This is a genomic window from Pedobacter sp. 05L430 (assembly GCF_056397585.1).
In genome coordinates, this window is sequence record NZ_JBFTNT010000621.1 from 1 (window position 1) to 564 (window position 564).

At 41.6% G+C, this 564-nt stretch carries 1 protein-coding gene; it reads right to left on the bottom strand.

All coding sequences use genetic code 11. The features are described from left to right. On the bottom strand, positions 1-564 hold a 564-nt coding region (locus tag AC1DG9_RS27660; RefSeq protein WP_477635776.1), incomplete at both ends, for an MFS transporter.

The window sequence follows — 564 nt, forward strand, 5'->3', positions numbered from 1 at the left end:
CAACAACAATCCAGACTTTGCAGCACTTAAATTCATATCCTTTTGCAGAATCAGYGAAACCATAAACAGGAAACCTGTAAAAAATGCCCCTAAAAGAATAAACACCAAATTGGCCGTAACAACAGAACTGGAATTAAATATAGACAAGTCTATTAGCGGTTCCGAGAGCCTTGTAAGTCTGTTGTATAATACCTTAACACAGATTAGAATGGCAACAGCTAGGAAAAGCAGCAATGCCGAGTGGCTTTGAAACTCGCCAATGGTATGCACCGCGTAACTGATCATTAACAGCGTTGCGGCTAGCAATAAACCCGAAATAACATCGGGTGCTCTTTTGTTCTTTTCTGCTACATCGGCCTCCAGGTAAAAATAAGCAATAATAACTACCAGGAATAGGATAGGTACGTTGATCAGGAAAACCCAGTGCCATCCCCATAGGGTGCTAATGATGCCTCCAAAAGAAAGTCCGCTTCCAGATCCTATGGCGGCAAAAGAACTGAAAATACCAATTGCCTTGCTTCGCTCTTTTTCTTCTGTGAAATTATGGATGACTATGGATAGGGA